This is a genomic window from Hyphomicrobium sp. (genome assembly GCF_036833075.1).
Classification (GTDB): Bacteria; Pseudomonadota; Alphaproteobacteria; order Rhizobiales; family Hyphomicrobiaceae; genus Hyphomicrobium_C.
Genome location: NZ_DAITQL010000043.1, coordinates 1 through 24,199 on the forward strand (window position 1 = coordinate 1; position 24,199 = coordinate 24,199).

Genomic DNA, 24,199 nt, shown 5'->3' on the forward strand with positions numbered 1-24,199 from the left:
CGTAAACAAAATATTAATAGGCGTCCAAAGACGGGATATCTCAAATTGTTACATTAACTCTTTTTCCGTTGCTTTTAGTAAACTAATATCTTATTAATAATACTTGATTGCTAAAGAGATACCTTGGCGATCAATAAAAATGTACTGAGCATAACCGAGTGCGCCATGAGCTCCCGTCTTGTTATTCGTACACGCGCCTACAGCGAGGAATTGAGACGAGCCGCTGAATCGATCGAACAGGCCGCCTGGAGCGAGTTGGGCTATCTCAATTACACGCGTGCTCATTACGAGAACTACGCGGAGCTTCTCTCCAAATACGATGATTACCAGCTTTGCCTGGTTGATCTCGAAACCGACTATCCGGTTGCTGTGTTCAATAGCGTGCCGTTGAGCGGCGTCGGGTTCGACGACCTGCCGCACGAGGGATGGGACTGGGTGGTGGAAACGGCAGCCCGGCCGAAGGGGCCCGACACGATGCTCGGCGGCCTCGCCATGTCGATCCCGGCCGTGCACCGCGCCAAGGGCTACGGCCGCCGCATGTTGCGCGCCATGCGCGAGCTTGCCGAATCGAAGGGCCTGCGGGGCGTGCTGGCCGCCGTGCGCCCCTCGTCCAAAGCCCGCCATCCCTGGGTCGGGATCGACGACTACGTCACCTGGACCGACGGAAAGGGCCGCGCGTTCGACCCCTGGCTTCGCAGCCACCTGTCGTCGGGGGGAACGTATGTCGGACCGTGCAAGCGCTCGATGGTCGTCGAGGAACCGATCGCCTTCTGGGAGACGTGGTCGAAGCGGGCGTATCCGGAGTCGGGCTCTTATGCGTTCGACGGCGCGCTGGTCCCCCTCGAGATCGACCTCAAGCGGGGGATCGGCCGCTACGAGGAGCCCAACGTCTGGGTGACCTACGCCTGCTGATGCGCACGGATCCCTCCATGGGGTCCGCCCACGCACATGCCGGGGCGAGCGACAGCGCTCCGCCCGCACCGGCCGGCTTCCGTCCGCCCTCTGCCGGCCGATTCGATCCGCATCCCCTCGAAACTGTCGTGATGCGGTTGCGCGCCGTCTAAAATCAGTGTCTCTTCGGGGCGCGCGCGGCCGCCGATGAACGCGCTCCGCGCCGACCGTCCGGCCGCCGGGATGACACAGGCACGCGACACGACGCGTCCGGAACGGGGCGGCCCCGGCGCCGCCGCTAACCGAGGGAGACCCATGAAGCCCTTTCGTCCTGCCGCCCGGCGTACCCTGTTGTGGACCCTCGCTGTTCCCGCAGCGCTCGCCGGCCTCGCGACGCCGGGCCGGGCGGATCCCACGTTCGACACGCTCCTCGGGTCCTGGGGTGGCACCGGCACCTACAAGCTCCAGGACGGCACCACGGAAAAGCTCAAGTGCGACGCCTACTACACCGGCGGCGGATCGCAGCTCGGCATCGCCGTGCGCTGTACGGGCCAAACCAACAAGATCGAGATGCGCTCGAAGTTGAGCGCCAACGGCGGCGCCCTGAGCGGAAGCTGGGAGGAGCGGACGTTCAATGCCTCCGGCGACGTCACCGGTAAGCTGACCGACAGGAGCATCAAGCTCGCCATTTCCGGCGCCGTCGGCGGCTCGATGACGATCACCTACGACAAGAGCAAGCAGAACGTAGCGATCGCGACCGAGGGGACCCCCTTGAAGAGCGTCACGGTCAGCCTGTCGCGCAAATGACGCAACCGACCCTGACCGCCCGCCCCGGACCGGAAGGGATCGAGCTTACGGCCGCCGGGGCCTGGACGGTCGAGCACGCAGGCAATCTCGACGGCCTGATCGACCGGACGGTCCGCGCGTCGCCGTCCGGCCAGCCGCTCTCCATCGACATGAAAAGCGTCACAGCGCTCGATACCTACGGCGCATGGCTCATCGAGCGCCTGGTGCGCGCCCGCGAAGAGGGCCACGGCGCAGCGCACGTCGACGGCCTCCCCGAGCGTTACCGGGCGCTCTACGACGAGATCCGCACAACCGAGCGCGAAGGCCCCGCGGCGGCGCCCCCGGGCGCTTCCCTGGTGGGCTACGTCACCCGCCTCGGGCGCGCGACGGCCGGCCTCTTCCGCGAGCTTACGGATTTCGCGCAGATGCTCGGCGCGATCGTGATGTCGCTCGCGCGCGCCGTCGCCAACCCCCGGAGCTTCCGCTTCACGCCGACCATGAGCCACCTGGACCGGGTCGGCTGGCAGGCGGTGCCGATCATGCTGCTGATCACGTTCCTGATCGGCGCGATCATCGCGCAGCAGGGCTTCTTCCATTTCCGCAAGTTCGGCGCCGACGCCTATGTCGTCGACATGGTCGGCATCCTGGTCCTGCGCGAGATCGGCGTGCTCATCATCGCCATCATGATGGCCGGACGCTCGGGCAGCGCCTACACCGCCGAGCTCGGCTCCATGAAGATGCGCGAGGAGATCGACGCGCTACGCACCATGGGCCGCGATCCGGTAGACGTCCTAATCCTGCCGCGGATCGTCGCCCTCGTCATCGCGCTGCCCATCCTGACCTTCATGGGGTCGATGGCCGCACTCTACGGCGGCGGTCTCGTGGCGTGGCTCTATGCCGGCATGAGTCCGGCGATCTACATCGAGCGGCTGCGCGAGGCCATCTCGCTCACCCACTTCCAGGTCGGCATGATCAAGGCGCCCTTCATGGCCCTCGTGATCGGGGTCGTCGCCTGCGCCCAAGGCCTTGCGGTCAAGGGAAGCGCGGAATCGCTCGGACGGGAGACCACGGCGTCGGTCGTCAAATCCATCTTTCTCGTGATCGTGCTCGACGGATTGTTCGCCGTCTTCTTCGCATCTGTCGATATGTGAGCCCGATATCTGAACCATGACCAGCGATAAGGCCATAGACGTCCGCGACCTGGTGGTTGGCTTCGGCCCGCGCACCGTACTGAACCGCGTCACGTTCGATGTGCGCCGCGGCGAGGTGTTCGGCTTCGTCGGCGGCTCGGGCAGCGGAAAATCCGTTCTCCTGCGCACCATCATCGGCCTCATCCCGCGCCGCTCCGGCGCCATCGAGGTGCTGGGCACGCGGCTCGATTCCGCCACGCGGGAGCAACGGCGCGGCATCGAGCGCCGGTGGGGCGTGCTGTTCCAGCAGGGCGCGCTGTTCTCGTCGCTCACGGTGCTGCAGAACGTGCAGTTCCCCATGATCGAGTATCTCGACCTGCCCCAGCGCCTGATGGACGAGATGGCCGCCGTCAAGCTCGACATGGTGGGCCTCGGGAAGGCGGACCACAACAAGATGCCCTCGGAGCTGTCGGGCGGCATGACGAAACGCGTCGCGCTGGCCCGCGCCCTCGCCCTCGATCCGGAGCTGGTGTTCCTCGACGAGCCGACATCCGGCCTCGACCCCATCTCGGCCGGCGACTTCGACGCCCTGATCAAGACGCTGCAGGAGACCTTGGGCCTCACCGTCTTCATGATCACGCACGATCTCGAGAGCCTGCATGCGATCTGCGACCGGGTGGGGGCGCTGGCCGACGGGCGCGTCGTGGCCGAGGGCACGATCGAGTCCATGCTCGATTGCGACCATCCGTGGGTGCGCTCCTATTTCCGCGGCCGTCGCGCGACGGCCCTCTCATCCCGATTTGCCAATACAGAGGCTTGAGGCCCGAAAAATGGAAACACAGGCGCGCTACACCCTGGTGGGATTCTTTGTGCTTGCGGCGGTCCTGGCAGCCTTCGCCTTCGTCTACTGGATGCAGAACACCGGCGGTTTGACCGATCGGCAGCTCTATCAGGTGCGGTTTCAGAGCTCGATCTCCGGCCTTCTCAAGGGCTCGAGCGTGCTCTTCAACGGCATCCGCGTCGGCGAGGTCACGGACATCGCGCTGTCGGCGGATGCGCCGAAGGATGTGCTCGTCACCATCGCCGTCGACAGGTCGGCGCCCGTTCGCGCGGATACGGCCGTGAACGTGGATTTCCAGGGCCTCACGGGCGCGCCGGTCATCGAGCTCTCGGGCGGCGCGGCGGGCGCGGCCCCGATTGTGGCAGGTCCCGGCGACATGCTTCCGCTGCTCAGCGCCAGCCCCGAAAGCACGCAAAGCCTCACCCAGTCCGCCCGCGCCACGCTCAACCGCCTCGACAGGGTGATCGACGACAACAGCTCCGCCCTCCACGACGCCATCGCCGGCATCAGCAATTTCGCGGGCGTGCTGTCGCGCAATTCCGAGCGCATCGACGGCATCCTCGCCGGCCTCGAGCGGTTTGCGGGCGGCAACAAGACGAAGCCGGGCATCTACCGGCTGTCGGCGCTCGCGACATCCGTCTGCGCCAGCCCCTCGCGCCCGCAGATCGTCGTCCCCGAGCCCGCAGCGCCCATGGCCTTCAACTCCGACAAGGTCGTGATCATCGGCGATCCGCCGGAGACGTCGCCGTTCGAGAAGGTGCAGTTCACCGACAACATCCCGGCCGTCGTGCAGTCGAAGGTGATCGAGAGCCTGGAAGGGTCCGGATGCTTCGCCGCCGTCACGCGCCCGATCGATACGCTCGAGCAGAGCGATCAACTCCAGACCGAGATCCGCCAGTTCGCGATCGTCATGACGCCGGAGCCGGCCGCCACCGTCGAGATGTCGGTCAAGCTCGTGACCGCAGGCGGCAGGATCGCCGGCTCGCGCAACTTCACCGAAAGCGTGCCGCTCGCCAGCGTCGATGCGTCGGGCGCGGTCGCGGCGCTCGACGGCGCCTTCGGCAAGGTGCTCGCGGCCGCGGTGCCGTGGGTGTCGAAGCTCCCCGTTGAGGAGGAGCCGGCGGGCGCCAAGCCGAAGGACGACGACATCCCCGAGCCCGAGATGCCCGAGCCGCCGCCCGCGCCGTGATCGGGCGGCCGTGACCTGGCTCCGATCAGGAGATCGTTGCGATCAGAACCGGTTCCGGCGCACGTCGAACTTGAGATGGCCCGTCGCGTAGCCGATCAGCGCCAGCACGAGGGCAAGTGGGATCGCCACCATCATCACCATGGCGAAGGTCATGGCGAGCCCGAGCAGCAGCGCGACCCCGACCAGCGCCACGAGCGCAAACACGAGATAGCCGACGCCAGCCGCCAGCCAGCGCCGCCAGCCCGTGAACTCGGTCGCCTGGGCGTGGCGGTCGATGACGATCACCGTCTCTTCGCGCTTTGGTTTCATGTGCCTCCGAACCGCGCCGCGGCGGCGCTCTGCTCCCAATATAGGGGAGACGGGCCGATTATTCGAGCGCACCGAACTCTGCTCGCGCCAGGCTCCTCCCCGGGGCAGGAACGAGGATGAGGCTGTGGATGTTCCCGACGCAACGGCCTCACGAGGGACGAGGACCGACTGGAGCGCGGGCGCTTTCGATCGGATCCGATCCGCGCTCCAAGGTTTTGATGAGACCTGTGATTCACGCTTCGGACCGATGGGACCGGCAGCGATCAGGGTCTAAGCCTTCTTCACCTCGATCTTCTTCTCGGACGCGACGGCCTCGGCCTTCTTCGCCGCGACCACCTTGAGCACGCCCTTGTCGAAGCGCGCCTCGATCCTGTTCTCGTCGACGCTGTCGGGAAGACGGACAGAGCGCGCAAAGCTCCCGAAGCTGCGCTCGCTCACGTGGTAGCTCTCGTTCTTCTCCTCGCGCTCGCTCTTGCGCTCGCCCTTGATGGTCAGCACGCCATCGAGGAGCGTGACATGCACATCCTTCTCGTCGAGGCCCGGCAGATCGGCTTCGACGGTGACGGCTTCCGCGTTCTCGCGGACGTCGAGACTGGGAAGCGTCGTCTCCGCGCCGCCGCGGGCGAGGCCCGGCCAGTGCGGCCAGTTGCGCTCGAACGAGCGGAAGAGACGATCCATTTCGCCGTGCAGGGCGTCAAAGACATCCGGCACGCGGCGCTGCGGGCCGTTCGTCGGTCCGGGGACCGGAATGTTGGGTGCCATGAGTGCTCTCCTTTCGAAGATTGCAGCCCTTTCGAGGGCCACATCGTGTCGGGGGGATCACGACATCCGGATACATAGGTACTAGCCCTCGAAAGTGCCCTCTCCGACCGTTCCCCGCTGCCGCCAACGCGCGCAGAAAAGCAAATGGGGACGGATCATGCGATCCATCCCCATCAAGTATCTGGCCCATCGAGTCTCTGGTCCCCGGCATCCCGCCGGGAGGAACCGAACTCAGCGCTTGGAGCCACGGCCAGAGGCGAGGCCCCTGGACTGCAGAAGCGCGAGCAACACGGCTTTCATTGGAAATCTCTCTGGTTTGTACTTCTCGTGGCCTGGATGTAGCCAACTCCTCATGCGTGAGCCAGCCCAGGGCCCGCTTGGCAGCAATGCATCCGGCGCAGCGGCGGAATGACGCCGTTGGAATAGTCAAATATTTCCAACGTGATAGTATAAAAAAGGAGCAGGCACACGGCCTGCCCCATCATGACGCGTGACGGTCTCGTTCGCTCCGCGGCCTACGACTTGTAGGGCGCACGATCGAACACCCGGGCGCTCATGCGAGTCGCATCCGGACCGCAGAGAAACTCGGCGGACTGGCCGGCGCTGGTATCGAGCTGGATGCCATTGCCCGCCTGGACCGGAATCACGAACCGCGTGCCGGGGCTATCGAAGCCCTGCTCGCCGCCCGCGGCATCCGCCACCACCACCGTGAGCTGGCAGGCGTTGTCCCTGGTCTCGAAGTAGCTGACGGCGTGCTTGCCGCCGATATCCAGGCTCAACCCGCGGCCAGGAGCCATGACCTCGTGCTTGCTGCCCCGATCGACCTTGGAGACATGCTCGGCAAAAACCGAGCCTGCCGCCAGAACACCCATCACACCCGCTGCTGCAGCAACGGCCTTCGTCGCCTTCAACATGGTTTTCTCCTTTAGAGGATGAGAAGCTCAGCGATCGCCGCGGCAGGGCTTCTGATGGCCCGCATTCCGGCTTGTCGACTATCTAATACTATGACTCTCCAAAGAGAATTCATTATGTTGCATGGCAGCACGGTAATTTGTGCAGCGCGGTACTGCCGCAACCATCCGGTGTCGCACCGGTGATCCAATCCCACTTTGGCCGCCATGGCCCGGCGTACCGGCCCCGGCCCCCGGGCTATGCGGTGTCGCGTCCGCGGGAGAAGTCGCGCCCCGCAAGCGACAAGCCCGACGCCGCTCGCTATAAGCACGGCGATGGACGTGGGGCCCCCGCGCTCCGAGGGTGCGAGCCCCGTTTGTCCCCGTGCCGTTGCGAGACCCGAAAGCCAGCCCCGATGCAGGATTCCGTGACCTCCAAGATCACCCCCGAAATCGTCGCCCAACACGGGCTCAAACCCGACGAATACCAGCGCCTGCTCAAGATCCTGGGGCGCGAACCGCGCCTCACGGAGCTCGGCATCTTCTCGGTGATGTGGAGCGAGCACTGCTCCTACAAATCCTCGCGTGTCTGGCTCAAGACGCTGCCGACCACGGGCGCCAAGGTCATCCAGGGGCCCGGCGAGAACGCCGGCGTGGTGGACCTCGGAGACGGGGACGCGGCCGTCTTCAAGATGGAGAGCCACAACCACCCCTCCTACATCGAGCCCTACCAGGGCGCCGCCACGGGCGTGGGCGGCATCATGCGCGACGTGTTCACCATGGGCGCGCGGCCGATCGCCAACCTCAACGCGCTGCGCTTCGGCGACCCATCGCACCCCAAGACGCGCCACCTCGTCTCGGGCGTGGTGTCGGGCATCGGCGGCTACGGCAACTGCGTCGGCGTGCCGACGGTCGGCGGCGAAGTGAACTTCGACGCCGGCTACAACGGCAACATCCTCGTCAACGCCATGTGCGTCGGCCTCGCGAAGACCGACAAGATCTTCTATTCGGCCGCCAGGGGCGTGGGGCTGCCGGTCGTCTACGTCGGCTCCAAGACGGGCCGCGACGGCATCCACGGCGCAACCATGGCGTCGGCCGAGTTCGACGACAAGAGCGAGGAGAAGCGCCCGACCGTGCAGGTCGGCGATCCCTTCACCGAGAAGCTTCTGATCGAGGCGTGCCTCGAACTGATGGCGTCGGATGCGATCATCGCCATCCAGGACATGGGTGCGGCTGGCCTCACCTCCTCAACCTCCGAGATGGCGGACAAGGGCGGCGTCGGCATCGCGCTCAACCTCGATCACGTGCCCCAGCGCGAAGAGAACATGACCGCCTACGAGATGATGCTCTCGGAGAGCCAGGAGCGCATGCTCATGATCCTGAAGCCCGGGCGAGAGCCTGAGGCGGAGGCGGTGTTTAAGAAATGGGGCCTCGATTTCGCGGTCATCGGCGTCACGACCGATACGGGACGCATGGTGGTCACGCACAAGGGTGAGATCGAGGCGGACCTGCCGGTGCCGGTGCTCGCCAACTCGGCGCCCGTCTACGAGCGCCCGTGGTTCCAGCACGTGCCGCCGCAGCCGGTGCTGCCGCAGTGGGTCAAGGCGCCGAACGGCAACCTCGATGCGCTGAAGCAGATGATGGGCACGCACGCGCTCGCCTCGCGCCGCTGGGTTTGGGAGCAGTACGATCACATGGTGATGGGCGACACCGTGGGCCGCCCGGGAGGCGATGCGGGCGTGGTGCGCATCCACGGCACCCGGAAGGCGCTGGCCGTCACCTGCGACGTGACGCCCCGCTACGTGGCAGCCGATCCCGAGATGGGCACCAAGCAGGCGGTCGCCGAGACCTGGCGCAACCTCACCGCGGTCGGCGCCGACCCCATCGCCATCACCGACAACATGAACTTCGGCAACCCCGAGCGGCCCGAGATCATGGGGCAGTTCGTGGGCTCCGTGAAAGGCATGGCTGAAGCCTGCCGCGTGCTCGACTACCCCGTCGTATCGGGCAACGTCTCGCTCTACAACGAGACCAACGGCGCCGGCATCCCGCCGACGCCCGCCATCGGCGCCGTGGGGCTCATTCCTGACGTTGCGCATGTGGCCGACATCAAGCTCAAGCGCGAAGGCGACCTCCTGGTGCTGCTCGGGCGCGAGCAGGGCTGGCTCGGCCAGTCGCTCTACCAGCAGATCGTCTGCGAGAAGCTCGAAGGCGCGCCGCCGCCGGTGGATCTCGCCGACGAGATCAAGGCCGGGCGGCTCGTGCGGGCCCTCATCCGCGAAGGCAAGGTGTCGGCCGTGCACGACGTCTCGGACGGCGGGCTCCTGGTGGCGATCGCGGAGATGGCGCTCGCCTCGGGCGAGGCGGGGAGCCGCATCGGCGTCGAGCTGTTCGCCTACGAGGGCAAGCTGCCGCTGCACGCGATCTGGTTCGGCGAGGACCAGGGCCGCTACGTGCTCGCCGTCGATCCGAAGCAGGCCGAGGAGGTCGCCGAGCGGGCGCGGCTGCTCGCTCTGCCGGCGCGCATCGTCGGGCGCACGGGGGGCGATGCGATCGTGCTCAAGGGCGAGGAGCCGCTGAAGCTCACGGAGCTGGCAGAGATCCACGAGAGCTGGCTGCCGGCGTATATGAGCGGCGAGCTTTAGGATCGGTTGATTGGCTGAAGCTCCTTTGGCTCGAGGCCTCGCACCAAATTTCGACCTTGGATGGCTGCGCTTTTGGTCTTGAGCTAGTGTGACGCGGCGTTGACGTGGAGTCCGGCGCCGCTCAACGGAGGATCGCTCCCGTGCTCAAGATCTCGCCTCTCGCGATGCTTTGTCTGGCCGCGGCGGCGTTTCCCGCACGCGCCGAGCCTACCGCGGACATCGATGCGTGCATCGCGCTTTCTGCAGAGACCACCCGGACCGCCAACATCCAGACTGAAGCCGACTATGCCAAGTTTCACTTCAAGCTCTTGAGTCTCGACGCGGCATGCGGCGCGCGCGACTTCGTCGGCGCCGAAAAAATCGCCCAAGAGATCAAGGAGACATTTCCCCCGAACAAATAGCGACCCTTGCCGCCTCTCCCGGACATCGGTCCGGACGGCGACGCTGGAACGCATAGGCGTCACACCACGGGGGACGGGGTCTCTTTTTCGAGCTTCAGCAGCGTGAATGAAGCGCCGAGTATCAAAACCACACTGACGACGATCCACGGTGTCACCGGCTCGTGGAAGAACAAGGCTGCGAAGAGAATGGCGTAGACCGGCTCCAAGGCAATGAAGCCGCTGCATGTGCTGGGTGAAATGCGTTTCAAGGCGTAGAGGTAGATCAGCAGCATCACAGCGGTGTTGATTGTGCCCAAGGCGACAAGCGACGCCCATTCCACGACGCTTGCGGGAACCGGAGCAGCGAAAAGCAGCGTAGGAGCCAGCAGGACCAGAACGACGGAATTCTGCCAGAAGGACACGTTGGTGGGCGCCATGCTGCCGAGCCTTTGGCTCGCGCGCCAAAACAAGGCATAGGTGAACCCGGAGATCAGGCCGGCCGCTGCGCCGCCCAGATTTTGCTCACCGCCACGCGGCTCCACGATCAATGCCACCGCTACGAGGATGACGACGGCAACGCCTATTTCCGCGCGCCGCGGCAACCTTCTCTGGTGAGCCGCCTCGACCAACACCGTAAAGAGCGGAAACGTGGCGAAGGTCAGCGTCGCGACGGCAACGCCCGCCTGTTGCACAGAAACAAAGAAGGTCAGCCAATGAGCGGCCAGCAACAGCCCGCTCAGCGCGAGAGCCTTCCAAGCCGGCGCGGCGACGCCGCGGAGGTCCCTCCGGCAGGCTCCGATCAGTGCGAGAGCCAGGGCCGCGAACCCCGCGCGTGCGGCCACGATCCAGAATGGAGAGACGTCGAGTTTGCCGTAAAGGGCTGCGGTTCCAAATATGACCGCTGCGACGTTGATGGCCAAAACGCCTTGGGCCTGGGCAGACAAACCGTTCAGCCATGATCGATGTGACGGTTTGGTCGGCAAACAGCTGGTCTCTGGTCGCTTGGCGTCTGGAGTTCCGCACCATTGGCTTCGACAACTGATGCGTCAAGCGCCTCCTGGTCGCTCTCACCGTCAAGTTCGAGGGAGGATCTCAGCAGTCCGATTACAGACGTGGGATTATCGACGCGTACCTATCCGGACGCGGCTCGATGCGATCGAGTGCGTTGGGAGAATCGAAGCGGCTTCGCGCTGGGGCGCGCGACGCAACGTCAGCCCCGGCGCGCAGCCTCGATGGCGGCGACGTCGATCTTGCTCATGGTCATCATGGCGGCGAAGGCGCGCTTGGCTTCGTCACCGCCAATGGCCAGCGCTTCGGTCAGAACGCGCGGCGTGATCTGCCAGGAGATGCCCCACTTGTCCTTGCACCAGCCGCAGGCGCTCTCCTGGCCGCCATTGCCGACGATGGCGTTCCAATAGCGGTCGGTCTCCTCCTGATCGTCGGTAGCGATCTGAAACGAGAAGGCTTCGTTGTGCTTGAATGCGGGGCCGCCGTTGAGACCGAGACAGGCCACACCGAAGACCGTGAACTCGACCGTGATCACGTCGCCGGCCTTACCGGACGGATAGTCGCCCGGCGCGCGGTGGATCGCCGTCACGGCGCTGTCGGGAAAAGTCGCGGCGTAGAAGCGCGCGGCGGCTTCGGCGTCCTTGTCATACCAAAGACACATGGTGATCTTGGCCATGGCATGTCCTTTTCACTTTCCGGCACGGATCGGGAACACCACGCCGTTCGGGGCGCACCACGGCCAGGATGGTGTTCCAAGTTGGCGAGGCACCCGCCACGCCATCGACGTCACACCGACATTGTGGCGTGGCCATGCCGGTCTGAGGGGCGGTGCACAGACACTCTGAAACGCCATGACGCCGTTTCGGGTTGCCTACTCTCCCCAGCCGCCGATCGCCTTCACCTCGAGGTATTCCTCGAGGCCGAAGCGGCCCCACTCGCGGCCGTTGCCGGACTGCTTGTAACCGCCGAAGGGTGCGCGGCGGTCGTTCATGACGCCGTTGAGGTTCACGTTGCCGGCGCGGATGCGTCGTGCAACGGCTCGGGCGCGCGCGATGTCGCCCGAGGAGACGTAGCCCGCGAGGCCGTAGGGCGTGTCGTTGGCGATGCGCACGGCGTCGTCCTCGTCCTTGTAGGCGAGGATCGAGAGTACGGGCCCGAAGATCTCCTCACGCGCGATGGTCATGTCCGCCGTCACGTTGGCAAACACGGTGGGGCGCACGTAGAAGCCCTTGCTCAGGCCCTGCGGCCGGCCGGGGCCGCCCGCGGCCACGGACGCCCCCTCCGACACGCCGCTTTCGATCAGGCGCTGGATCTTCTCCCATTGCACGCGGTTCGCGACGGGCCCGAGATCGATGCCCTTTTTGCGCGGGTCGCCCACCGTGAGGCCATCAGCGACCGATGCCGCGATCGCGGCCGCCTCTGCCATCCGCCCCTCCGGGACCAGCATGCGGGACGGCGCGTTGCAGGACTGGCCCGAGTTGTTGAAGCAATGGTGCGCTCCGCCCGCCACGGCCTTCTCGAAGTCCGCATCCTCGAGGATGATGTTGGCGGACTTGCCGCCGAGCTCCTGCGTCACGCGCTTCACGGTCGCCGCCGCGCGCGTCGCGACATCGATGCCGGCGCGGGTGGAGCCCGTGAACGAGATCATGTCGAGGCCCGGATGCGCGCTCATGGCGGCGCCGACCTCGGGGCCGAGGCCGTTGACGAGGTTGAAGACGCCCGGCGGCACGCCCGCGTCGTGCAGCACCTCGGCCAGGATCAGTGCGGAGGTCGGCGTGTACTCGGAAGGCTTCAGCACCATGGTGCAGCCCGCGGCCAGCGCAGGCGCCACCTTGCAGGCCACCTGGTTCATGGGCCAGTTCCACGGCGTGATCTGGCCCGCGACGCCGATCGGCTCGCGCACGACCATGGCCGCGCCGATGCGCTCCTCGAAGGCGTAGGTCTTGAGCGCCTCGTGCGTCGTCATGAAATGGCTCAAGCCCGAGCCCGCGTGTGCGCGTTCGGCAAGCGAGAGCGGCGCGCCCATTTCGTCGGAGACGGCGCCGCCGATGTCCCGCATGCGCCGGGCATAGATCTCCATGATGCGGGCGAGCAGCGCCACGCGCTCCTCGCGCGAGGTGGCGGCAAATGCCGGCCAGGCGGCACGGGCGGCGGCCACCGCGGCCTCGACGTCGGCCACGCCGCCGACGGCCACGTCGTAGAGCACCTCCTCGGTCGCCGGATTGACGACGGGAACCGTGCGTCCCTCCCTCGGCGCGACCCAGGCTCCGTCAATATAGAATTTCGTCCGTTCCGCCATCTCGCGTGGTCCCGACCGGTAGGCTCCATTGTTGCTGGCGCCTCTCATGGCATGTGGCGGCGCGGGATGCCAGCACCTTGATGTCGCTCATATATTTTTGGAAATTCTTTCGGGATTGAAAAAGCGATATGCGGCTTTTTCATTTCTCGAAAAAATTGACTTACCACGCGCACGATTGCCTGAACGGATAAAAGTCGAGATCAGATCACGGATTCCGGTTGCCGATGAACTCGGTGCGTCCCGTCGTGCGTCCGCGCTCCTTTCGCAATGCCGCAGACGGCCCAGCGCAATCGCGAGATCGACCGCCCGCCGGCGGTCCATGCCAGGCGCACGCGACGCGCGCGCGGCCGAGCCGGCTCGGCGGGTGGCACTCCGCCGCAGCTTTTCCCCCGCCTCTTGGCCGTATAGACTTCGCTGGGGCCGCCTCCTCCCGGGCGACTCACGTCTTATGTCGCCCACGCCACACGTCAGGAGCGCTTTTCCGATGCCGATGGATCCGTCCGAAATCGAGCGGCTGATCGAGGCCAGGTTTCCCGACGCCAGGATCGACGTCCAGGATCTGGCGGGCGACGGCGACCACTACGCGGTGCGGGTGGAAAGCCAGGCGTTCAAGGGCAAAAGCCGGGTGCAGCAGCACCAGATGATCTACGATGCCCTCGGGGGACGTATGGGAGGTGTGCTGCACGCGCTCGCACTGACCACCGTGACGCCGCCGGACTGAGCCCTCACGGCCGCGGGGCCGGCACCCCATCCACCGCACGCATTTCCCGGCCTGCACCGGCAGGCCCACACCATCAGGCAGAAGGTTTCAGACCATGAGCGAAGCAACCGTTCACGAGGCGATCAAAAAGACCATCGAGGGCAACGACGTCGTGCTCTTCATGAAGGGGACCGCGAAGTTTCCGCAGTGCGGGTTCTCGGCTCAGGTTGCGCAGATCCTCAACCATCTCGGCGTGCCCTTCAAGGATATCAACGTTCTGGAGGACCAGAGCATTCGTGAGGGCATCAAGACCTACGCCAACTGGCCGACGATCCCGCAGCTCTACGTCAAGGGCGAGTTCATCGGCGGGGCCGACATCGTGCGCGAGATGTTCCAGGCCGGCGAGTTGCACCACCTCATTCATGAGAAGGGGATCCCCCATACCAATCATGGGTGATCGGACGTAGCTGGGGAGCTGGCAACAGGCAGCGGGGCAGGTGCGCCGTAACGGAGCTTGGCGTGCGCCCATTCCTCACAGGCAATCGGCCGCATCGGCCGGCCCCGTTCCGTCGCGGCCATATTGCTGCTCAGAATCACGTAGCTGGTACACGCCCGTTGCAGCAACCGGGGGATGAAGGCATGCGGCACGCGCGGGGGCCTGGGTCGCGGATCGCAATGGCTGTGGCGATGCTCGCCGGGCTCGTCCTGGCCGAGGGTGCCGCGGTCGCGAAAACGCCCGGCAAGACCTATTGCATCAATGGCGTGTGCCATCGCGTCAAGACCATCGCCGAGATGGAGACGCTGGTCGGATACGAGGAGGTCGTCGTCGCCTCGTACTACGACGACTGCAAGGTGGACCGGCACAACCCCTGCACCGCGCTGTCGTCGGGCGAGGAGTTCCGGCCCGACCTGCCGGACAACGCCGCGAGCCCCGTCTATCCGAACGGGACCATCCTCATCCTCGCCAATCCCTCGACCAACAAACAGGTGCTGGTGCGCGTCAACAACTCCGGGCCTTACAAGAAGGGCCGCATGCTCGACGTGTCGCGCGCGGCGGCGGAAGCCCTCGGGTTCAAGAAAATGGGCGTCGCGAAGCTCAAGGTGATCGTGATCAGCGGGCCGCTGAGCTAGGCTGTGAAGCGGCACATATCGGCTTCATAGAACCTTAGAGCGCGGCATCGACAGCCGCAGTCCCGGGACGTTCCCATGACCTCCGATCCGGATCCCGGTCTCCGCCGCGTCGTCCTGATCGTGGCGCTGCTCAATCTCGCCTATTTCGGTGTCGAGTTCGCGGTCGCCACCGCCATCGGATCGGTCTCGCTGTTTGCGGACAGCGTCGATTTTCTCGAGGACGCATCGGTCAACCTGCTGATCTTCGTCGCGCTCGCCTGGTCGGCGCGCAATCGAGCCCGCGTCGGCATGGCGCTGGCGCTCGTCCTGCTCGTGCCGGCTCTCGCGACGCTCTGGACCGCCTTCGGCAAGCTGGTCGATCCGATCGCGCCGCAGCCTGTCGCGCTCACGGCCGCCGGCCTCGGGGCGCTCGCCGTCAACGTGACCTGCGCGTTCCTGCTGGCCACCTACCGGCATCATCGCGGCAGCCTGACCAAGGCTGCGTTCCTGTCCGCGCGGAACGATGTGCTGGCGAACGTCGGCATCATCGCGGCCGGTCTCGTGACGGCGTTCGTCTGGCATTCGGCGTGGCCGGACCTGATCGTCGGCCTCGCCATCGCCGCGATCAACGCCGACGCGGCCCGCGAGGTCTGGGAGGCGGCGCGCACGGAGCACCGCGCGCACGCGTAAGAAAAAGGCCGGCTCGCAAGAGCCGGCCTTCCAATTCCGTAACAGCCGCAGGGCCGTTGATTAGCGCGCGTAGAACAGTTGCTTAGCGCGAGTAGAACTCGACCACGAGGTTCGGCTCCATGGTCACCGGATAGGGAACATCCGAGAGCGCCGGGACGCGGGTCAGCTTGGCGATGAACTTGTTCTGGTCGACGTCGACGTAATCGGGTGTGTCGCGCTCGGCGCTCTTCAGAGCCTCCAGCACGAGCGGAAGCTGGCGCGCCTTCTCGGTGACCTCGATCACGTCATTGATGCGGACGCGATAGCTCGGGATCGTCACGCGGCGGCCGTTCACCGTCACATGGCCGTGGGAGACAAACTGGCGGGCGGCGAACACCGTCGGCACGAACTTGGCGCGGTAGACGATGGCGTCGAGGCGGCGCTCGAGCAGGCCGATCAGGTGCTCCGAGGTCGAGCCCTTGAGGCGGGTGGCCTCGTCATAGAGGCGGAAGAACTGGCGCTCGGAAATGTTGCCGTAGTAGCCCTTGAGCTTCTGCTTGGCGCGGAGCTGCTGGCCGAAATCCGAAAGTTTCGAGACGCGGCGCTCGCCGTGCTGGCCGGGGCGGCTCTGGCGCTTGTTGAGCGGGCTCTTCGGACGGCCCCAGACGTTCTCGCTGAGGCGGCGGTCGATCTTGTGCTTGGCGCGGATGCGCTTGGTCATCGTAACGGCACTCCAAGAGTTGCATTTGAGATCTGGAGCGCCCCCTCCTCTGTCCGGTCCCTTGCGGGCGGACCGACAGGCGAGCCCTCAAATCCGGGCGCGCCGCGGGTGCGCAAATGGAACGCGGGCCCAAACCGGCCCGCGCGACGTGCTTCCTTTAATCGAGACGGCGGGTGGCGTCAATGGCCGCCTCAACTCCCTGTGCCCAGGGCCTATTTTTTTGGCACCGGCGCGGTCGAACCGGTGCTGGCCGTGTTCGGCGCCGCGCCCGGCTCGACGGCAGAGGCGAGCGCCGGCCCGGACTTCACGTAGGCGGTGATGAGGTCCTTCACCTTCTGGCGCTGCTCCTCGGTGCAGGTCTGCGCCGGAGCCTGCTTCTCGTCGACGACGACCTCCTTGTCGCCGTCCTTCTCGACCAGCTTGATCTTGCCGGTGAGCAGCATGACCGTGGTCAGGTGGAGCTGGTTGATGAAGAGCTCCTGCTGGTCGCTCCACTTCTTCTTTTCGACCTCGCGCCTCATCAGGGAGCGGTGATTCATGACCTGCTCCTCGGGAAGGTTGCAGGCTTGCGCATGCGCCGACAGACGCCCGACGCGCACAACCTCGCGCGCCACGTCGAGCGGCACCATGGCCGTCTCGGGCTTCTTCTTGTCGACCATGATGACGGTGCCGTCTTTCTTGCTGAACTGCGCCGGGGTCAGGGACCAGGCGTATTCCATGATGACTTGCACGGACTTATCGCTGAGGTCGCCCTCGGCCGCGGACGCCATCGGGGCCATCGCCATCCCCGCCAGGATGGCAGCGCCAACACCTATTCGTTTCGCCATGATCATCGCCCGCATCATCGCCCCTGCTGCGCTCCTTCTTTATTTTTCGCCATGGGCTCTTGTCGCCCTGGACCCTTACGCTCGACCGCCACCGAGCGCATGCATGCCGCGCTTGCGGGCATCGCTCGGCTCAAAACCTGGCAAGATCATGGCGGCCTATGTGGACGGCTTGCGGCCTGCGCCCTTGCCTTTCGACAGAGTGGCAACAATACCACGGAGAGTCCGGACCTCCTGCTGCGTCAGCGCCATACGGGTGAACATTGTCCTCAAGTTTTGGACGACAGAAGGGCGTTTCTCGAGCGGATTGAAAAAACCCAGCCGGTCCAGCTCCCGCTCGAGGTGATCGAAGAAGCCCATGAGCTCGTCCTTCGCCGCCAATCGCTCGGCACCAAGGTTAAGACCGGCCGAGACCGGCTCCTCGTAGGTCGTGACCCGACCCAGCGTTCCCTTTCCGCTCTCGCGCATCCAGGCGTAGCCGAGCAGCAGCACGGCCTGCGCCAGATTGAGGGAGGCGAAGCGGGAATTGACCGGAATCATCACCAGCGCGTCGGCGTTGGCGATCTCGCCCGTCTCGAGGCCGTTCCGCTCGCGCCCGAACAGGATGCCGCAGCGCTCGCCCCGCGCGATCCGCTCCCGCAGGGCGGCGACGGCATCCTCAGGCGTCAGGACGGGCTTCTTGAGCGGCCGCTGGCGGGCGGTGGTGGCAATGACATAGGTCAGATCCCCGATCGATTCCGCCAGCGACGGATAGGCCGTCGCGTCGTCGATCACGTAGTTCGCGCCGGACGCGGCAATGCGGGCCTTCTCGTTCGGCCAGCCGTCGCGCGGGGCGACGAGGCGCAGATCGTCGAGGCCGAAGTTCGCCATGGCGCGCGCGACCATGCCGATGTTGTCGGCAAGCTGGGGCTCGACGAGGATCACCGACGGCGTCTCGCCCGGGCCCGCGACGGCCTCGCCCTGGATGTGGGCCCGGCGGATGCCGTGGCGCAGCTTGCGCAGCACCCGGCGCGCCCAGAACCAGTAATTCTCGCCCGACCAGGTCTTCTCCAGCACCGCGAGCGCGGGGGTCGCGAGCGTCTCGGTGCCCTGCCCGACGAGGCGCACAGATCCGTCGCCGACGACGATCTCGCGATGGCGGGCGATGAATTCGTCGACAGTCGCGATGCCAAGGGCTTCCGTGCGCCGCTTGCAGCCGGGGCAGGTCGCCGCATCGGACTCGCAGCGAAGCCCGGCGCAGTAGGTCAGGATGCGGTCGAGCGCGGCGCGGTCCATGCCGGGGACGCCGAGGGCTGCGAGCCCCTCGTCGATGCTCCGCTCATGGCAGGCGTGGACGAGCCGCGCCACCGGCCAGCCCTGGCCCACGACCATCGGCACGCGCGCCTCTGCCTCGAGGGCGATCTCGATGTCGCGAACGGGGGATTCCGCGGGCGTCATGGGTGTGTCACGGAGCTCATGGTTCGGGGCTTGGGGTCGGGAGCCTGGAGCACGGCTTAGCACCCGCATGCGGGCGTTGTCGCCTCCCCTCCGGGTTGAGCCCTCGGGCCGGGCCGCGTGCCGACATTTGACGCGGACGCCCATCGCTCCAACATAGGAGCATGGGACACGCGACGCCGGACACCCCTCTTGCCACCGCGTCTGACGTCGTCGCGTTCTGGCGCGACGCGGGGCCGGACCGCTGGTTCACCAAGGATGACGCGTTCGACCGGCGCTTCCACACGCAGGGCCTCGCCCTCTACGAAGCGGCCGCGCGGGGCGGGCTCGCACCCTGGGCGGCTCGGCCCGAAGGCGCGCTGGCGCTGGTGCTGCTGCTCGATCAGTTCCCGCGCAACTCGTTCCGCGGCACGGCGCGCATGTTCGCGACCGACGCGCTGGCCCGAACCGTGGCGGCCGCCGCCATCGAGGCGGGGCATGACCGCGCCGTGCACCCGGACCTGCGGGTGTTCTTCTACCTGCCCTTCGAGCACTCCGAGGAGCTCGCCGACCAGGACCGCTCGGTCGCACTCGCCGCGCCGCTCAACGCGGACTACCGCGCCTACGCCGAGTTGCATCGCGACATCATCCGCCGCTTCGGACGGTTTCCCCACCGCAACGCCATCCTCGAGCGCGCGACGACGGCCGAGGAGCAGCGCTTTCTCGACGATGGCGGATTTGCGGGCTGAGAACGCGCCCTCGCCCGGCACAGCGGGCGGGCGCCGGGCGGACCCCTCCGATCGCATGCAGCGCACGACCCTTGTTGCAGCGCACGCGCACGGCTAAGGTCGGGCAGCAACGCTCCCATCCGAAGGCTCTTTCATGCAGAAGATCAAGGTGACCGGCACAGTCGTCGAGCTCGACGGCGACGAGATGACTCGCATCATCTGGAAGCTCATCAAGGACAAGCTGATCCATCCCTATCTCGACGTGAACCTCGCGTACTACGACCTCGGCATCGAGAGCCGGGACAAGACCAACGACCAGATCACCATCGACGCGGCCAACGCCATCAAGAAATACGGCGTCGGCGTCAAGTGCGCGACCATCACGCCGGACGAGGCGCGCGTGAAGGAGTTCAATCTCAAGGAGATGTGGAAGAGCCCCAACGGCACGATCCGCAACATCCTGGGCGGCGTCATCTTCCGCGAGCCCATCATCGCCCGCAACGTGCCGCGGCTCGTGCCCGGCTGGACGCAGCCGATCGTGATCGGGCGTCACGCGTTCGGCGACCAGTACAGGGCCACCGACTTCTGCTTCCCAGGCAAGGGCCGCCTCACCATCCGCTTCGAGGGCGAGGACGGGCAGGTGATCGAGCGCGAGGTGTTCAAGGCGCCGGGCTCCGGCGTCGCCATGGCCATGTACAATCTCGACGAGAGCATCCGCGAGTTCGCGCGCGCCTCGCTCAACTACGGCTTGAACCGCGGCTTTCCGGTCTACCTCTCGACCAAGAACACCATCCTCAAGGCCTACGACGGGCGCTTCAAGGACCTGTTCCAGGAGGTGTTCGATGCCGAGTTCAAGGAGGCGTTCGCCGCCAAGAAAATCACATACGAGCATCGCCTCATCGACGACATGGTGGCTTCCGCGCTCAAGTGGTCCGGCGGCTACGTGTGGGCATGCAAGAACTACGACGGCGACGTGCAGTCGGATACGGTGGCGCAGGGTTTCGGCTCGCTCGGTCTCATGACAAGCGTGCTGATGACGCCCGACGGCAAGACGGTCGAAGCGGAGGCCGCGCACGGCACGGTGACGCGCCACTACCGCGAGCACCAGAAGGGCAAGGAGACCTCGACCAACTCCATCGCCTCGATCTTCGCCTGGACGCGCGGGCTTGCGCATCGCGCCAAGCTCGACGACAACGCGGCGCTCGCGAGGTTCGCCGCGACGCTCGAGAAGGTGTGCGTCGATACGGTGGAGTCGGGCTTCATGACCAAGGACCTGGCGCTCCTGGTCGGCCCGGACCAGAAGTGGCTCTCGACCTCGAGCTTCCTCGACAAGATCGACGCAAACCTCAAGGCGGCGATGGCGGCTTAGAGCCTTCCGGGCTTGGGCTGTGATGGGCCTCGCAGAGGGCGCGGCCGTCCGGGAGACGCCTCATCCAGGCGTCTCCGTGGAGAGATCTCAGTCGAGACATCTCAATCAAGACGGGCGCCGGGACGCGGACCGGCAAGCGGCACGTGGTGTCTCTGATATTTGGCGCAGGCCCAGCCCTTGCCGTAGATGAGACGCAGGAACCCGCAACGGACTGCGTCGGTAAAACGTTCGAGGCGCGTGCTCGCGCGCGATGATGTGCGCATGATCTCTGTCGATTGCTTGTTGTTTTCCCCCGACGATGGCGCAGGCTATCCGAGTCTGCCGGCATCCGAGGACATAGGAACATTCCCTATTCCGGGGGGACGGGCTGCCATGTAGGGGCGCGCCTGCGCCCGGTCAACGGACGACTTGCCGCGGCGGGTCCACGCCTTGAAGGGGACGGGCCAACCTTCTGATCTGGTTACACTTCCTGCCATGCGCGGCGTGCATCTCTGGCCTGCCGGGGATCGGCTGGCGCCTGTGAGCTACGCGCCGGCACCGAGGCGGGCTTCGATAGCGGCGAGCGCGTCGGCCGCCCTGGCGCCGTCGGGGCCACCGGCCTGAGCCATGTCGGGACGGCCGCCGCCGCCCTTGCCGCCGAGGGCTTCGGCACCGGCCTTCACGAGGTCGACGGCGCTCCAGGTTTTGACGAGATCCTCCGTCACGCCGACCGCAAGCCCGGCCTTGCCGTCTTCGGTGACGCCGACGATGGCGACGACGCCGGAGCCGACCTCTTTCTTGCCGTCGTCTACGAGGCCGCGCAGATCCTTCGGATTGAGACCCTGCACGGAACGGGCAAGAAGCTTCACGGCCCCGACCGTCCGCACCGCCGCGGCCGCGGCCGGCGCACCGTTGCCGACGCTCGTGCCGCCGCCGATGGCGATCTGCCGCTTCGCGTCGGCGAGCTGGCGCTCGAGTGTCTTTCTCTCCTCGACGAGGGTCTTCAGGCGCTCGACTAGGTCCTCGGGGCGCGTCTTCAAGACCGCAGCCGCCTCCTTGAGGCGCGCGTCGGCATCGGCGAGATAGGCGCGCGCGCCGTCGCCGGTCAGCGCTTCGATGCGGCGCACGCCGGCCGAGCTCGCGCTCTCGGCCACGACCTTGACGAGGCCGATGTCGCCCGTGCGACGCGCGTGCGTGCCGCCGCACAATTCGACGGACCACGCTTTGTTGGCACCCGGGGCAGTGCGACCCATGGAAACCACCCGGACTTCATCGCCGTACTTCTCGCCGAAGAGCGCCATGGCACCGGAGGCTTTCGCATCCTCGAGCGCCATCAGGCGCGTCTCGATGGGGCTGTTCTCGAGCACGATCTCGTTGGCGAGGCGCTCGACGGCGGCGATCTCGTCGGCGCTCATCGGCTTCGTATGCACGAAGTCGAAGCGCAGGCGGTCGGGGGAGACGAGCGAGCCCTTCTGGGCCACATGCAGGCCGAGCACCTGGCGCAGGGCCTCGTGCAGGAGGTGCGTTGCGGAGTGGTTGGCGCGCGTCGCCGTGCGGCGCGCGTGGTCCACCTCGAGCTCGACGGCATCGCCGGGCTTGAAGCTCCCCGCCTCCACGCGGCCGATGTGCACGAACAGGTCGCCGAGCTTCTTCTGCGTGTCGGTGACGCGGAACAGCGCGCCGTTGGCGCCCCTGATCACGCCCTGATCGCCGACCTGTCCGCCGCTCTCGCCATAGAACGGCGTCTGGTTGAGGACGAGCATGCCCTCTTCGCCCGTCTTCAAAGCCTTCACGGGCTTGCCACCCTGCACGAGCGCGCGGATCTCGCCTTCAGCGTTCTCGGTATCGTAGCCGAGGAACTCGCTTGAGCCGGCCTCCTCCTTGATCTCGAACCAGATCTCTTCGGTGGCAGCCTCGCCCGAGCCCTTCCAGGCGCGCCGTGCCTCCTCCTTCTGCTTCGCCATGGCGGCGTCGAAGGCCTTGGTGTCGACGGCAATGTTGCGGGCGCGCAGCGCATCCTCGGTGAGGTCGAGCGGGAAGCCGAAGGTATCGTAGAGCTTGAAGGCGACGTCGCCCGGGAACGTGGCGCCGGGCTTGAGGCCGGCGGACGCCTCGCCGAGCAGCTTGAGGCCGTTGCCGAGCGTCCTCTTGAACCTCGTCTCCTCGAGCTTCAGCGTCTCAGCGATGAGAGGCTCGGCGCGGCCGAGCTCGGGGTACGCCGCGCCCATCTCGCGCACGAGCGCGGGGACCAGACGGTACATCAGGGGGTCGGCGCAGCCGAGCTGGTGCGCATAGCGCATGGCGCGGCGCATGATGCGGCGGAGCACGTAGCCGCGGCCCTCGTTGGAGGGCAGCACGCCGTCGGCGATCAGGAAGCTCGTGGCACGCAGATGGTCCGCAATGACCCTCTGTGCTGTTCTGACGGAGCCAGTCCGATATATCGCTTTCAGATGGTCGTCGAGATCGCTGCTATCGTCAGTGACAGCACCGAGCTTCCGGCTCTCGTCGCGGATGGCGGTGATGAGGTTCCGGAAGAGGTCGATCTCGTAGTTGTCGTGCACGCCCTCAAGCACGGCGGCGATGCGCTCGAGGCCCATGCCGGTATCGACGGAGGCTCTCGGCAGGTCGACGCGCTCGCCCGAGGGGAGCTGCTCGAACTGCATGAAAACGAGGTTCCAGATCTCGATGAAGCGGTCGCCGTCGGCATCGGCCGAGCCCGGCGGGCCGCCCGGAATCTTTGGCCCGTGGTCGTAGAAGATCTCGGTGCACGGGCCGCAGGGGCCCGTGTCGCCCATCTGCCAGAAGTTGTCCTTGGTGGCGATACGGATCAGGCGCTCGTCGGGGAGACCGGCGATCTTCCGCCAGAGGGCGTGCGCCTCCTCGTCCTCATGATAGACGGTGACGGTCAAGCGCTTCGGGTCGAGGCTGAACTCCTTGGTGACGAGGTTCCAGGCGAGCGCGATGGCGCGCTCCTTGAAGTAGTCGCCGAACGAGAAGTTGCCAAGCATCTCGAAGAACGTGTGGTGGCGCGCGGTGTAGCCGACGTTGTCGAGGTCGTTGTGCTTGCCGCCGGCGCGGACGCACTTCTGCGAGGAGGCGGCGCGCACGTAGGGGCGCGTCTCCTGGCCGGTGAAGACGTTCTTGAACTGCACCATGCCGGCGTTGGTGAACATCAGCGACGGGTCGTTGCGCGGCACGAGCGGCGAGGACGGCACGACCTCGTGCCCCTCGGCCTTGAAGTACTCGAGGAACGCACTTCTGATCTCGTTGACGCCGGTCATCTCACATTCCGAAGTTGTGAACTGCTATCGTTGGAAACCGCGCCGCTTCATTGCACGCCATCCCGGCCGAGACCGGGCCACGAGACGTCGAGACACCTCGAAAAAAGGTGAGGGACGTTGCGTGGATGGCCGCCTCATAACCGAAGCTTGGCTCCGCCAAGATGCGGCCGTGACGAAGTACGGACCGGGCCGGGCGCCGACGCCCGCAAAGGCGCGCTCTAGCCCAATGCGCCGCATTTAACGGGCCGGCCGGGTGTTGTCCAGGAACGCGAGCG

Annotated in this window: 23 protein-coding genes; 13 read left to right on the top strand and 10 right to left on the bottom strand. The window is 66.2% G+C overall.

What is annotated here, in order from left to right; translation table 11 throughout:
- Positions 1–165: 165 nt before the first annotated feature.
- The 5 genes from V7082_RS13175 (at position 166) to V7082_RS13195 (ending at position 4,837) form a co-directional block, all read left to right on the top strand.
- Entirely contained in the window at positions 166–912 is a 747-nt protein-coding gene (locus V7082_RS13175; RefSeq protein ID WP_334149234.1) for a transferase, read from the top strand.
- Positions 913–1,206: 294 nt separating this feature from the next.
- On the top strand, positions 1,207–1,698 hold the full coding sequence (locus V7082_RS13180) for a hypothetical protein (RefSeq protein ID WP_334149236.1): 492 nt from the start codon (positions 1,207–1,209) through the stop codon (positions 1,696–1,698).
- Positions 1,695–2,828, top strand: a complete 1,134-nt coding sequence (locus V7082_RS13185) for an MlaE family ABC transporter permease (RefSeq protein ID WP_334149238.1) — start codon at positions 1,695–1,697, stop codon at positions 2,826–2,828. Before V7082_RS13180 ends, V7082_RS13185 begins: the two co-directional genes overlap by 4 nt.
- Before the next feature lie 16 nt (positions 2,829–2,844).
- A complete protein-coding gene (locus V7082_RS13190; protein WP_334149240.1) occupies positions 2,845–3,627 on the top strand; it encodes an ABC transporter ATP-binding protein in 783 nt (260 codons plus the stop codon).
- A gap of 10 nt (positions 3,628–3,637) precedes the next feature.
- Complete coding sequence (locus tag V7082_RS13195) at positions 3,638–4,837, top strand: ABC-type transport auxiliary lipoprotein family protein (protein WP_334149243.1); 1,200 nt, start codon at positions 3,638–3,640, stop codon at positions 4,835–4,837.
- A gap of 42 nt (positions 4,838–4,879) precedes the next feature.
- On the opposite strand, the gene V7082_RS13200 is transcribed toward V7082_RS13195, so the two are convergent.
- The 3 genes from V7082_RS13200 to V7082_RS13210 all read right to left on the bottom strand — a co-directional run bounded on the left by V7082_RS13200 (position 4,880) and on the right by V7082_RS13210 (position 6,822).
- Positions 4,880–5,146 (bottom strand): hypothetical protein, encoded by a 267-nt coding sequence (locus V7082_RS13200; RefSeq protein ID WP_334149245.1) that lies wholly within the window; start codon positions 5,144–5,146, stop codon positions 4,880–4,882.
- A 270-nt stretch (positions 5,147–5,416) separates the two neighbouring features.
- A complete protein-coding gene (locus tag V7082_RS13205) occupies positions 5,417–5,908 on the bottom strand; it encodes an Hsp20/alpha crystallin family protein (RefSeq protein WP_334149247.1) in 492 nt (163 codons plus the stop codon).
- Between the two features lie 515 nt (positions 5,909–6,423).
- Positions 6,424–6,822, bottom strand: a complete 399-nt coding sequence (locus tag V7082_RS13210; protein ID WP_334149249.1) for a hypothetical protein — start codon at positions 6,820–6,822, stop codon at positions 6,424–6,426.
- A 404-nt stretch (positions 6,823–7,226) separates the two neighbouring features.
- Between V7082_RS13210 and purL the strand changes: the two genes are divergently transcribed.
- Both purL and V7082_RS13220 read left to right on the top strand, forming a co-directional pair.
- A complete protein-coding gene (gene purL / locus V7082_RS13215; protein WP_442909790.1) occupies positions 7,227–9,443 on the top strand; it encodes a phosphoribosylformylglycinamidine synthase subunit PurL in 2,217 nt (738 codons plus the stop codon).
- Between the two features lie 140 nt (positions 9,444–9,583).
- A complete protein-coding gene (locus V7082_RS13220; protein ID WP_334149252.1) occupies positions 9,584–9,844 on the top strand; it encodes a hypothetical protein in 261 nt (86 codons plus the stop codon).
- 59 nt (positions 9,845–9,903) lie between these two features.
- Here the strand turns inward: V7082_RS13220 and V7082_RS13225 are convergent, their stop codons facing one another.
- The 3 genes from V7082_RS13225 to V7082_RS13235 all read right to left on the bottom strand — a co-directional run bounded on the left by V7082_RS13225 (position 9,904) and on the right by V7082_RS13235 (position 13,130).
- Positions 9,904–10,806: a DMT family transporter gene (locus tag V7082_RS13225; RefSeq protein ID WP_334149254.1), complete on the bottom strand. Its 903-nt coding sequence runs from the start codon at positions 10,804–10,806 to the stop codon at positions 9,904–9,906.
- A gap of 227 nt (positions 10,807–11,033) precedes the next feature.
- Positions 11,034–11,507, bottom strand: a complete 474-nt coding sequence (locus V7082_RS13230) for a VOC family protein (protein ID WP_334149256.1) — start codon at positions 11,505–11,507, stop codon at positions 11,034–11,036.
- A gap of 195 nt (positions 11,508–11,702) precedes the next feature.
- Positions 11,703–13,130, bottom strand: a complete 1,428-nt coding sequence (locus tag V7082_RS13235; RefSeq protein WP_334149258.1) for an aldehyde dehydrogenase family protein — start codon at positions 13,128–13,130, stop codon at positions 11,703–11,705.
- 484 nt (positions 13,131–13,614) lie between these two features.
- Between V7082_RS13235 and V7082_RS13240 the strand changes: the two genes are divergently transcribed.
- The 4 genes from V7082_RS13240 (at position 13,615) to V7082_RS13255 (ending at position 15,630) form a co-directional block, all read left to right on the top strand.
- Entirely contained in the window at positions 13,615–13,851 is a 237-nt protein-coding gene (locus V7082_RS13240; RefSeq protein ID WP_334149260.1) for a BolA family protein, read from the top strand.
- A 94-nt stretch (positions 13,852–13,945) separates the two neighbouring features.
- Positions 13,946–14,287 (top strand): Grx4 family monothiol glutaredoxin, encoded by a 342-nt coding sequence (gene grxD, locus V7082_RS13245; protein WP_334149262.1) that lies wholly within the window; start codon positions 13,946–13,948, stop codon positions 14,285–14,287.
- A 218-nt stretch (positions 14,288–14,505) separates the two neighbouring features.
- A complete protein-coding gene (locus V7082_RS13250; RefSeq protein ID WP_334149264.1) occupies positions 14,506–14,961 on the top strand; it encodes a septal ring lytic transglycosylase RlpA family protein in 456 nt (151 codons plus the stop codon).
- 75 nt (positions 14,962–15,036) lie between these two features.
- Entirely contained in the window at positions 15,037–15,630 is a 594-nt protein-coding gene (locus tag V7082_RS13255; protein WP_334149267.1) for a cation transporter, read from the top strand.
- Positions 15,631–15,712: 82 nt separating this feature from the next.
- Here the strand turns inward: V7082_RS13255 and rpsD are convergent, their stop codons facing one another.
- The 3 genes from rpsD to V7082_RS13270 form a co-directional block, all read right to left on the bottom strand.
- Positions 15,713–16,330: a 30S ribosomal protein S4 gene (gene rpsD, locus V7082_RS13260; protein WP_334149269.1), complete on the bottom strand. Its 618-nt coding sequence runs from the start codon at positions 16,328–16,330 to the stop codon at positions 15,713–15,715.
- A 212-nt stretch (positions 16,331–16,542) separates the two neighbouring features.
- Entirely contained in the window at positions 16,543–17,157 is a 615-nt protein-coding gene (locus V7082_RS13265; RefSeq protein WP_334149271.1) for a hypothetical protein, read from the bottom strand.
- A 156-nt stretch (positions 17,158–17,313) separates the two neighbouring features.
- Entirely contained in the window at positions 17,314–18,591 is a 1,278-nt protein-coding gene (locus V7082_RS13270) for an RNA methyltransferase (RefSeq protein ID WP_334149273.1), read from the bottom strand.
- Between the two features lie 161 nt (positions 18,592–18,752).
- On the opposite strand from V7082_RS13270, the gene V7082_RS13275 reads away from it, so the two are divergent.
- Both V7082_RS13275 and V7082_RS13280 read left to right on the top strand, forming a co-directional pair.
- Positions 18,753–19,316 carry a DUF924 family protein gene (locus tag V7082_RS13275; protein WP_334149275.1) on the top strand — a complete coding sequence of 188 codons (564 nt, stop codon included), beginning with the start codon at positions 18,753–18,755 and terminating at the stop codon, positions 19,314–19,316.
- Between the two features lie 133 nt (positions 19,317–19,449).
- Complete coding sequence (locus V7082_RS13280) at positions 19,450–20,664, top strand: NADP-dependent isocitrate dehydrogenase (protein ID WP_334149277.1); 1,215 nt, start codon at positions 19,450–19,452, stop codon at positions 20,662–20,664.
- Positions 20,665–21,188: 524 nt separating this feature from the next.
- Here V7082_RS13280 and alaS read toward each other — a convergent pair.
- The gene (gene alaS / locus V7082_RS13285) at positions 21,189–23,924 is read right to left on the bottom strand and encodes an alanine--tRNA ligase (protein ID WP_334149278.1); all 2,736 of its coding nucleotides are present in this window, start codon (positions 23,922–23,924) and stop codon (positions 21,189–21,191) included.
- Positions 23,925–24,199 lie beyond the last annotated feature (275 nt).